Origin of the sequence: Nostoc sp. DedSLP04, from assembly GCF_034530775.1 — a bacterium.
In the GTDB taxonomy this organism is placed as follows: Bacteria; Cyanobacteriota; Cyanobacteriia; order Cyanobacteriales; family Nostocaceae; genus Nostoc.
In genome coordinates this window covers 46,522-55,634 of the sequence record NZ_JAVRCL010000056.1, presented here as the reverse complement: position 1 = coordinate 55,634, position 9,113 = coordinate 46,522, and the positions used below count along the sequence as shown (strand labels likewise).

Genomic DNA, 9,113 nt, shown 5'->3' with positions numbered 1-9,113 from the left:
TGTAATCGCTGAAATTCCTTTGCCGTATACATTTACCATTTTCGGATAAGTCTAAAATGTTGCAATGGGAGTATGACCCATCCGATGGTGAAATTCGTGCCATTATTGAGTTTCCTTTAGAAGACTCGATTCTTACAGAAAAACAATTTCACCGTTGTCTGAGTGGATTAATTCAGATTGTGGATGGCATAGCAATTCCTCGCTTGACAGAAGTGATGGCAACAGGCCTCGATCCGGGGAATATAGAACTTGGGGAAAGACTATTACTCAGTATCCAAGAAGAAGCCCCAGGATTGTTAGATTTACTAGAAAAAGCAATGGAAGCACGAAAAAAGCGAGGAACTTTTCCTAGTGAGTGAGACGGATCGTTACTTAAATAGCTATACTCCAAAGTGATACCCTCACTATATACTGAAATTTTCTGGGGCTGGATATTATGACATCCTATGCAACCTCCTCTGCCAAAGCGGAAATGAGCGAACTCCGGCGGTTAAAAGCCTTACTACCGCCAGAACTGCAAAGCTGGGTCACGGTTGAAGGCACAACTGAGGTCAATCCACCCCTGGTTCGCTGCGAAGAAATTGGGAAAGACCAGGTAGAAATTCAAATTGATTTGGTGAAATGGGATGCCCTCGCAATGGATCAGCGTAATCTGCTGTTCTGGCATGAGGTTGCTCGCGTTCAAAATGACACAATTCCTAAAGATGGTTGGGAAATGGCAGCACTAGCCATTGGTTTAGGTGGTGCTGTAGGGGAATTGTGGGTACAAGATGGATTGCTGCTGGTGTTAGCTTTGTCGCTTTGTGGCGTGTCAGGCTGGCGACTGTACCAAAAGAATAATGGGGAAAAGCAACTAAGAGAATTGCTCAATGCTGATGAGAAAGCGATCGCTTTAGCAACTCGTTTTGGTTATAGCCTTCCCAATGCCTACAAGAGTCTTGGTAGCGCCTTGAAAACCCTGATTGATAATACTCCTAGTAAGCGCCAACGAGCGAGATACGAAGCAAGACTCTCTGCCCTCAAACGCAGTGCCAATAAGGCAAAAGCTAAATCCAAAGCTCCAGATGAGGGCGCACTATAGCAACCAGAAATTAGGTTGGGTGGGTATTGCCTACCCCCGAAATACCTAAATCAATTTGAGTTTGACGAACCTCTCCCTGCCTTGAACTTTAGTTCAAGTTTCTCTCCGAGTCAGGGAGGCAAGATTTTACGTAATAAAACCTCTTAGGGTCTCAATACTTCTCGGGTTTTGGGGAAAAGGGGAAAGGGAAAAGGGAAAGAAAAACCTTTAACCCTTACCCTTTACCCTTTACCCCAAACCCGATTCCGAGTTAAAAATGCACAAAGCGAGAAGTATTGCTTAGGGTCTTTTGATTCGGCTCATGAGACTGCCTACTAAGGGGGCCGCTGCCTGCCTAATTAGCGGCAACAGCCCAATTACCATTTCATAAAATCTTACTTTTTTCTTGACTACATCTTTATCAAACTAAAATTTTACAACTGGTTCAGCATTTTATGCGTTTGGGGGATCACGCGCACGTGCCTGACAAACCCCTTCATCAAAGCTTGCCACGTCAAAACTTGATCGCTGGAAGGCGCAAGTACAGGTACTGGAGAAAATTGTTCTGATACTGCCAAAGGCGTAACAGGTTGTAAAAATACTGGGATATCTGGACTAACCTTTGCCACCAACGAAGCTGAACGTTCCAACTCGGCGGGATCTGTGTTTTGAGACACAATTATCTTGACAAAAACATTTAAATATGAGTCATGACATAACTGGAGAAATTTACTATGTTCTTGCCAATGACTTTCGCCGCTAACACTGGGCAATTTGAAATCCATACCTACAGAGTCTAAGTATGGGATAATCATTGCTAGTTGTTCTGGGCGATGTCCGCCAGTTTCTAAGTATATAGGTAGACCAGTTATGGCTCGCACTTGTGGTAGAAACTGCGTTAGAAATGAGGCATGAAGAAGTGGTTCGCCGCCAGTTAAGCTAATGCTATCGTGTAGAGAAGGCAGATTTTGCTGTTCCACCCATTCGATTAATGTGGGTAATGGAACGGGGTTAGAGTAGATTTTAAAGTCGCGCAATCCAGGCGATCGCTCTATCCGACAAGTAGTAGGTGCACTCCAAGTGTGGGCACTATCACAAAAGTGACAGCGCAAATCACACAAAGCAAAACGAATAAATATCTGACGTGTCCCTACATTCAGTCCTTCCCCTTGAATGGCAGAAAAGACCTCAATCAGGCGTGCGGTAGGTGTAACCGTATTTTTAGCAATCATTTGATGAGAGCAACGCGATCGCGCTGCGTCGGCACAACAGCAAGGATGTTTTTTGGCTTCTTGTTCTATTGTGAATCGTCGCTAGCGATCTCCAATCTCAGCCCCGGTAAATAGCAGTTAGTCCTGATTACTACTAATTCCGATATTAGGTTCAGTAATTTTGTAGGACAAAGTAATGTTTGGCAGATTACATTATACATGGCAACGAAAGTGCAGAGCTTCATGACTAGCCAACCGACAGAGGTCGATTTTCCCATTAATTCCCTAAACGACATGGCTATAGTGCAGGTGCCGACGCGGTTGAGCGTGCTAGAGGCTTTAGGCTTTAAGCAAACCTGCCAAGGCTTAATTGGGCCCAATTCACATCCCAAGCAAATTATCATTGACTTTCATCAAACTACTTTTATCGATAGTAGTGGTTTAGGTGCCCTAGTCAGTAATTTTAAATACGCTCAGACCAAAGGTATTACATTAACACTGCGGAATGTAACACCTCAAGTCATGGCAGTCCTAAAACTCACAGGGTTGGATCAAGTTTTTCCTCTGGAGCTTGTGGGGGATGGGTCGTTAATAGAACAAGATGACGTAGTAGATAATCGGAAGACAACTTCCCGTAAAGTAGAGCAGTTACCCACTACTCACCCTTCTATGGCGTCTTGGATGAAACGGTTCTTAGATATTATCGGGTCAGTGATTGGTTTATTAATTACAGGAATTTTGTTTATTCCAATTGCGATCGCTATTCAAATTAATGATCCCGGGCCCATTTTCTTTAGCCAAATTCGTTGTGGTTGGATGGGGAAACGGTTTAAGATTTGGAAATTCCGCTCTATGTGTGTGGATGCGGAAGCGAAGAAATCCGAAGTCAAGAACCAAGTGCAAGGTGCTTTTTTCAAGAATGAAAATGACCCTAGAATTACTAAGGTAGGGCGCTTTTTACGGCGAACTAGTCTTGATGAATTACCCCAATTTTGGAACGTCCTCAAAGGAGAAATGAGTTTAGTAGGCACTCGACCACCTACACCCGATGAAGTTGAACGCTATGAAGTACCGGAGTGGCAACGTTTAGATGTAAAACCCGGCATGACTGGCGAATGGCAAGTAAATGGACGTTCTACAGTCCGTAGTTTTGAAGATGTAATTCGTCTGGATTTGCAGTATCAAAAAAATTGGAGTTTAGTGTACGATTTAAAGCTAATTTTCAAAACTATAGCTATTCTGTTTAATAGAAACAGTGGTGCTGTTTAGCTAATTATCCTTATTCACAATTTTTTGAGAACTAGCAATCACGATATTCTTAAATACACCCAAGCCTATTTTAGGCTTGGGTAAATTTTAGGTTTATTTACTACACTACGTAGTTTCGTTTACACAAATAATCTTAAAACCTAAATTTAGAAGACCTGAGGTAGCAAAAAAGGAGAAGATAGAGAGGGGTTTTGTATTTATTTATCTACAACGAGCATCTTTAATGTTTAAGAAAAAAGTCTCATCATTTAAATTATTTTTAATAATTTGACATGAACTATCAAACTCTATTTTACTAAAAGCTTTAAAATAAGCATCTTGAAATACAATATAGAAAAGTTTGTTAATACACATAGTAGATTGAGAAAAATGAGATATCCATTGCCCTAATTTATCTTTTTGATAAACAGGTATAAAAGGAAGATTATCAGAAGATTGCATATAGCTTTTAACTTCAGCGTGTACATATTTAGATACTTTTTTCCATTCTGAATAAATATTCGTATTAATATTATTAGTAGCTAATTGCTTGTAATATGGGAAATAATTTTGATTTAATTCAGAAAATTTAATTATATGGTTGTCATTTAACCACCAGCCATATTCTACTGGATGATCATAATAGTAGGCTAGTAGAGAGGATAATTCTATAAAACTTCTCATAGACATAAATGCTAACCTGTAATTACCAGTTATAGCTGATGAAATTGATGCAGCTAAATCAGATTGCAATTCATTGTATATCTCTTTACAAAAATTTCTAGTATCAATCAAAAGTATTTCACGCCAAGATGAGAATGATATAGCTTTTAAATAGCATTCCTCTATCAAATTTGCTCTTGAGTCATTTAAAGTAGCATTCAATGCTTTGTCAACAGCAGGTAAAATTTGTTGCAAAAACTGATTGTAATATTTTTGAGATTCTAAATTTAATTCTTGTGATATTCCCATAAATAATTTACATCTTCTCTATTGCTTCATACCAGCTTTTAAGAAAGCTAGTTTCTTTTTCTTTTAGTAAAGAGCCATGTTTAGAATTAGTTTTTTTTAATAAAGCATCTCCTATAGCATCTCTTGTTATATTTCTTTCCAAAACTAATTTACATAGTCTATTAACTAGCTCTTTTCTAGATTCTTTCTTCAGAATATAATCAATATCAAAATATTCTTTGAAAAAATCAGAAATACTCTTACGATCAGGAAATGATTCCGTATCAGTAGAAACAACGCTTGTAATGTAATCTACTATAATTTTTTTAGTATTTTCATTTTTGTTGTTTTTCTCATTAGATGGTTGTGTAGATATTTCTGAATCAGGTAATTCGTTGCTTATTGTATCCTCTTGTTTCTCTAATTCATTTATAGCTAAATTTAAATTATTTTTTAAATTTTTTATGAGTTTTACCGCTTCCCCTAAGTGACTACCAGTTGTAATAGCTTCAAGTTCATCTATATTCAAAATCTGTATAAGGCTAAGAATTTGCCCTAGAGTTTGCAATTGCTCAAAATTCTTTTTTGTCTTTTTTTGATCATTCTCATTCATATAAATAAATCACTCGCTTTTGAATCATTCATTTTATCTATTCTCTCCAAAAATTCTTTAGCTAGTTCTTTATAAGCTTGTGAGCCACTACTTTTAGGATTAGTAATAATAATGGGTTGTGAGCTTCTCACAGCACTTTTGATCTTCGTATTTTCTGGTATTCGTGTATTGAAAATATATTCTTGTGGATTAGCATCAATAATTTCTAATGATGTTATTTCAGTTTCTTTGATTCTTTTATCATATTTAGTATAAATAATTCCAAGAGATAATAATTCTTTTTCTAATGACTCATTTAATTGCTTGATTCTATTGCTAATAAGTCCTAATCCTAAAGCCGCAAGTGGTTCCGGGAAAACTGGTATAATATAGTAATCACTAGCTGCTAAACCATTTTGAGTAGATAATGAAAGATTGGGAGGACAATCACAAAATATAAAATCATATTCGCTTAACACTTTAGACAATTTTCTTTTCAGAATTGTTTCTCTAGATATGGCTGTAGATAAACTAATATCAATAAAAGTTAGTTTTAAATGAGACGGTATAAGGTCTAATTTATTGATTCCTCCTACATTTTTGATAATTGCATCTTGAACTTTTGGTTCTACTCTAGAAAGATTAGAATGATCGGTTTGATTCATTAAATCAGCTAATGTAAGTTTCGAGGCTATCCATTTATCCCAAGTCTCACGGCTAATTAAACAAAATGTAGCGTTAGTTTGGGGGTCTAGGTCAACTACAAGAACACGCTTGCCATGAAATCGAGCTAGGGAAGCTGCAAGATTAACGGTTAATGTAGTTTTACCTATACCGCCCTTCATGTTTATAGATGATATTACTTGGGCTGTCATATTTAAATTGTTAATGACCAGTACAATATTTATTGTCTTCGGTCAATTCTAGCGCAGTAATTGAGTATACTAAGGTATATTACCTATAATTTTCAAAACACAGTAATTGTTTTGTTATAAAATTTACTAATAAGTTTGCGTAATTAATAAATGTTTAGCGCTTGTATTTTTTAAATTTTCAATAATCAGGTCTGTATATTACTTTGCCTCTTAGCTTCGTATATTTCTTGCCAGGGAATAAATTTCCTGCTTTATATCTAAATTCCACTCAAGTGGACTAAATATTGCTTTTCAGTCCACTTTAGCGAAATTAGGCTATTAACCTACTATTGAAATTACAGGTATGTGAGGTGTGCAGTGCAAAATTTGTGCCTTTGCACCTCTACATCAGATTATCCTACAGCTTTCTGAACACTAGCACTAGCTACTTCAACCGGCTGCACTTCTGGCAACAAACGCTTCATGCCTTGCTTAACAAACCCCTGCAAAAAACCAATCTGCTGATTTTGCTGAAATACCTTTTGCAATGTTTGCCGCAAATTCTCCAAATTCAAACCAGTTCCAGAATCTATGGCTATTTCCTGCTGTTGGAAATACTCAACTAGACTTAACCCTGCGACTCTAGTCAGATAAGCTGCACTTACTCCTTGCACTACGCCACCAGCAACAAAGGTAACGGCATTACTTTTCAGAACAGTACTAATAGCCTTTGTAGAAAGTTCAACTAAACCCAATTTCAGCATCAAACTTCCCATTGTTCCAGCTACGGTTTGTGCCTGTTCTAGGGAAAATTTTTGCTGATAGATATTACCCAAATCCATTACCATTTGAGCATTAATCGCCGCAGTTGCCAGAATATCAAAGGCTGGTACTGGGTTAGCAAAGGCAGCAGCAGCAGCTATCCACTGATATTGTTCAATAATTGGGGTGGCGCGATCGCGTCTGGTTCCATTTAGCCAATTTTTCGCCTCGGCTTTCAACAACCCGGCTTTCCTCATGGTAGTTACCCAAACTAGCCGTTGTCCTTGCTGTGCTAAAACTTCAGCCAACTGTTGAGTTAACTGCTGGATATCTGCTGCTGGTTGCTCCATCCACTCTTGCACAGAACCATCAGCCTCATGCTTTCGGACTTTGATGGCAATGGGAGAGGCCGCAGTTGCAACTACATTTCCCTGCATCCGCTGTTTCAAAGACAGCAAGATGTTGGCACTTTCATCGGTTAAATACTGGTCTTGTTTGTTGAAAACCAGCATATTAGGCTGATTTGCTGCCTTTAGCTGCTGTAAGGTTTGAAATTCTGAGTCTGTCAAATCACCGTTTGTCAGAAATAGAACGAAATCAGATTTTGCTACTTCTGCCAAAATAGCCGCATCTGAGTTTTCACCGACTTCTCTAAATAAAGGTGGTGTCTCTTGTAGAGATACGAAATTTTGTGTCTCTAGATTTTGCTCTAGCACTTGAATTAAAGTGCTTTTACCCACGGATTTCCCGCCAGTCACAGCTACTTTAATTTTTTGCCTGTCTAATTCCAGCAACAATTGGGCAACTTGTTCTCTGAGTGTCTCTAAGGCTGGATGGTTTTCTGTTTCTTGTGCTAGTTGGTTAATTACAGTTTCAGTTTTAGCGATCGCACTTTCCACAGTCGCTCGGTCAACCACCATACCATCTAGCTGCTTTAAACTGTCTTTGGGGCGCTTTTGCTGGAATAACCACAAACCACCACCTACAGTTAAGGCACTCAACAAACCGAACTCACCCACCTGCAATATAGAATCGTGCCAACTGTCCAACATCCACAGGGAAAAGGAAAGTCCCAATCCTCCCACTAAAATTGGTCGCTGCAACTTCACAACCATGATTCTCCGCGCTTTTTGGATGGCTATTTCTTCCAGAATAGATCAAAATAAAACAAAACCCTGCAATCTTTACTGATTGTAGGGTTTTGTTTTATTTTTTATTTGGTGGCGGGAAGTGGATTTGAACCACTGACCTTCGGGTTATGAGCCCGACGAGCTACCAGGCTGCTCTATCCCGCGTCGCTCTTAACTTTTATAGCATAACCTATAGTCAAGAGTTTGGCAACTACAAAAATGATAATTCTCCAATTACTTCTAAACGCTTGTATTTTCCCAAGGTGACAAACTTTTCTGAGAGGCTTTCGGCGGCGCTGGGACTAATCCACCCCATTTGCTGAAGTAAATGAATGGCAACGGCATATTTTGCTCGTTTTGCCCCATCCATGACTTTGATTGCCAATCCCAAGCCTTCACCGAGTCTACCAATGCACTGCACTCCTTCGGCACCAGTTTTACTGACTAGTTCTCCTGGAGTTAAGCGCATCAGTTCTGTATCAAATTCTCCATCTCCTGCGACCATCGCGGGGTGATGAGTCATAGCACGGACAATCCGCTCCATATCCAAGTTGGTACTAGAGGCTAGCAGTGCATATAAAGATGCCATGTGACCGAGTTGCATTAGATAAGTTGGTGCGCCACAGTCATCATGAGCGCTGATAAATTCTGCGGCTGGCATTCGCAGCAACTCTGCTACTTTGCCCAAAATCAACTGCTGTATTGGGTGCTTGCGATCCAAGTAGTTATTCAAGGGCCAATGGCGTTGCTGACAAACGGCTAACATTCCGGCATGTTTTCCAGAGCAATTGTATTCCAGAGGACTCCGTTTGCCTTCAGGAATTGGACACTGGAGTGTAGTCGGGTCGAGATCGGCTCGCCAAAGGATGTTAAATACCTGTCGGACTTGATCTACTTTTCCTTTATGAGAACTTGTGATAATTGCTAAGTCGCGATCGCTGAGTTGATAGCGTTCCAGTGTACCTGTGGTGGTGACAGCAAGTGCCTGAAACGGTTTGAGGGCTGAACGGATAAATGCAGCAGTTTCAGAATTTCCGGCAACGGTTAAAACCCGTCCTCGTTCGTCGCAGACAACAGCTTGGACTATATGCCTGGATTCAATAATACCTTCCCGCAGCAACCGGACTTCCAGTGCTGTGGCTTGAGTTCGTTTTCCCATTGTCATGGGTTTATATTTATCACCTTTTTTAATTAAATTAGTCATTGGTTATTAGTCCTTTGTCCTTTGTCCTACCCTGCGGGAAGCCGCTGGCGCGTCTATGTCCTTTGTTTATTTACTAATGACCAATGACTAATGACTAATGA

8 protein-coding genes, 1 tRNA gene and 1 pseudogene are annotated in these 9,113 nt (G+C 39.4%); 3 read left to right on the top strand and 7 right to left on the bottom strand.

Features of this window, described 5'->3' with window-relative positions:
- Nucleotides 1–47: 47 nt before the first annotated feature.
- A pseudogene (locus tag RMX89_RS26255) lies at nt 48–359 on the top strand (hypothetical protein); the annotation flags it as partial.
- A 77-nt stretch (nt 360–436) separates the two neighbouring features.
- Nucleotides 437–1,081: a DUF3318 domain-containing protein gene (locus tag RMX89_RS26250; RefSeq protein WP_094349132.1), complete on the top strand. Its 645-nt coding sequence runs from the start codon at nt 437–439 to the stop codon at nt 1,079–1,081.
- 413 nt (nt 1,082–1,494) lie between these two features.
- Here the strand turns inward: RMX89_RS26250 and RMX89_RS26245 are convergent, their stop codons facing one another.
- The gene (locus RMX89_RS26245) at nt 1,495–2,292 is read right to left on the bottom strand and encodes a 7-carboxy-7-deazaguanine synthase QueE (protein WP_322690994.1); all 798 of its coding nucleotides are present in this window, start codon (nt 2,290–2,292) and stop codon (nt 1,495–1,497) included.
- Between the two features lie 198 nt (nt 2,293–2,490).
- Here RMX89_RS26245 and RMX89_RS26240 point away from each other — a divergent pair, with 198 nt between their 5' ends.
- On the top strand, nt 2,491–3,540 hold the full coding sequence (locus RMX89_RS26240; protein ID WP_322667287.1) for a sugar transferase: 1,050 nt from the start codon (nt 2,491–2,493) through the stop codon (nt 3,538–3,540).
- A 201-nt stretch (nt 3,541–3,741) separates the two neighbouring features.
- On the opposite strand, the gene RMX89_RS26235 is transcribed toward RMX89_RS26240, so the two are convergent.
- From RMX89_RS26235 to RMX89_RS26210, 6 genes are all read right to left on the bottom strand, one after another.
- Nucleotides 3,742–4,491 carry a hypothetical protein gene (locus RMX89_RS26235; RefSeq protein ID WP_322690993.1) on the bottom strand — a complete coding sequence of 250 codons (750 nt, stop codon included), beginning with the start codon at nt 4,489–4,491 and terminating at the stop codon, nt 3,742–3,744.
- 7 nt (nt 4,492–4,498) lie between these two features.
- Nucleotides 4,499–5,083 carry a hypothetical protein gene (locus RMX89_RS26230; protein ID WP_322690992.1) on the bottom strand — a complete coding sequence of 195 codons (585 nt, stop codon included), beginning with the start codon at nt 5,081–5,083 and terminating at the stop codon, nt 4,499–4,501.
- A complete protein-coding gene (locus RMX89_RS26225; RefSeq protein ID WP_322690991.1) occupies nt 5,080–5,937 on the bottom strand; it encodes a ParA family protein in 858 nt (285 codons plus the stop codon). Before RMX89_RS26225 ends, RMX89_RS26230 begins: the two co-directional genes overlap by 4 nt.
- 392 nt (nt 5,938–6,329) lie before the next feature.
- Nucleotides 6,330–7,793 (bottom strand): YcjF family protein, encoded by a 1,464-nt coding sequence (locus tag RMX89_RS26220; protein WP_322690990.1) that lies wholly within the window; start codon nt 7,791–7,793, stop codon nt 6,330–6,332.
- Nucleotides 7,794–7,896: 103 nt separating this feature from the next.
- Nucleotides 7,897–7,973, bottom strand: a tRNA-Met gene (locus RMX89_RS26215).
- A gap of 46 nt (nt 7,974–8,019) precedes the next feature.
- Entirely contained in the window at nt 8,020–8,973 is a 954-nt protein-coding gene (locus RMX89_RS26210; protein WP_322667280.1) for an asparaginase, read from the bottom strand.
- Nucleotides 8,974–9,113 lie beyond the last annotated feature (140 nt).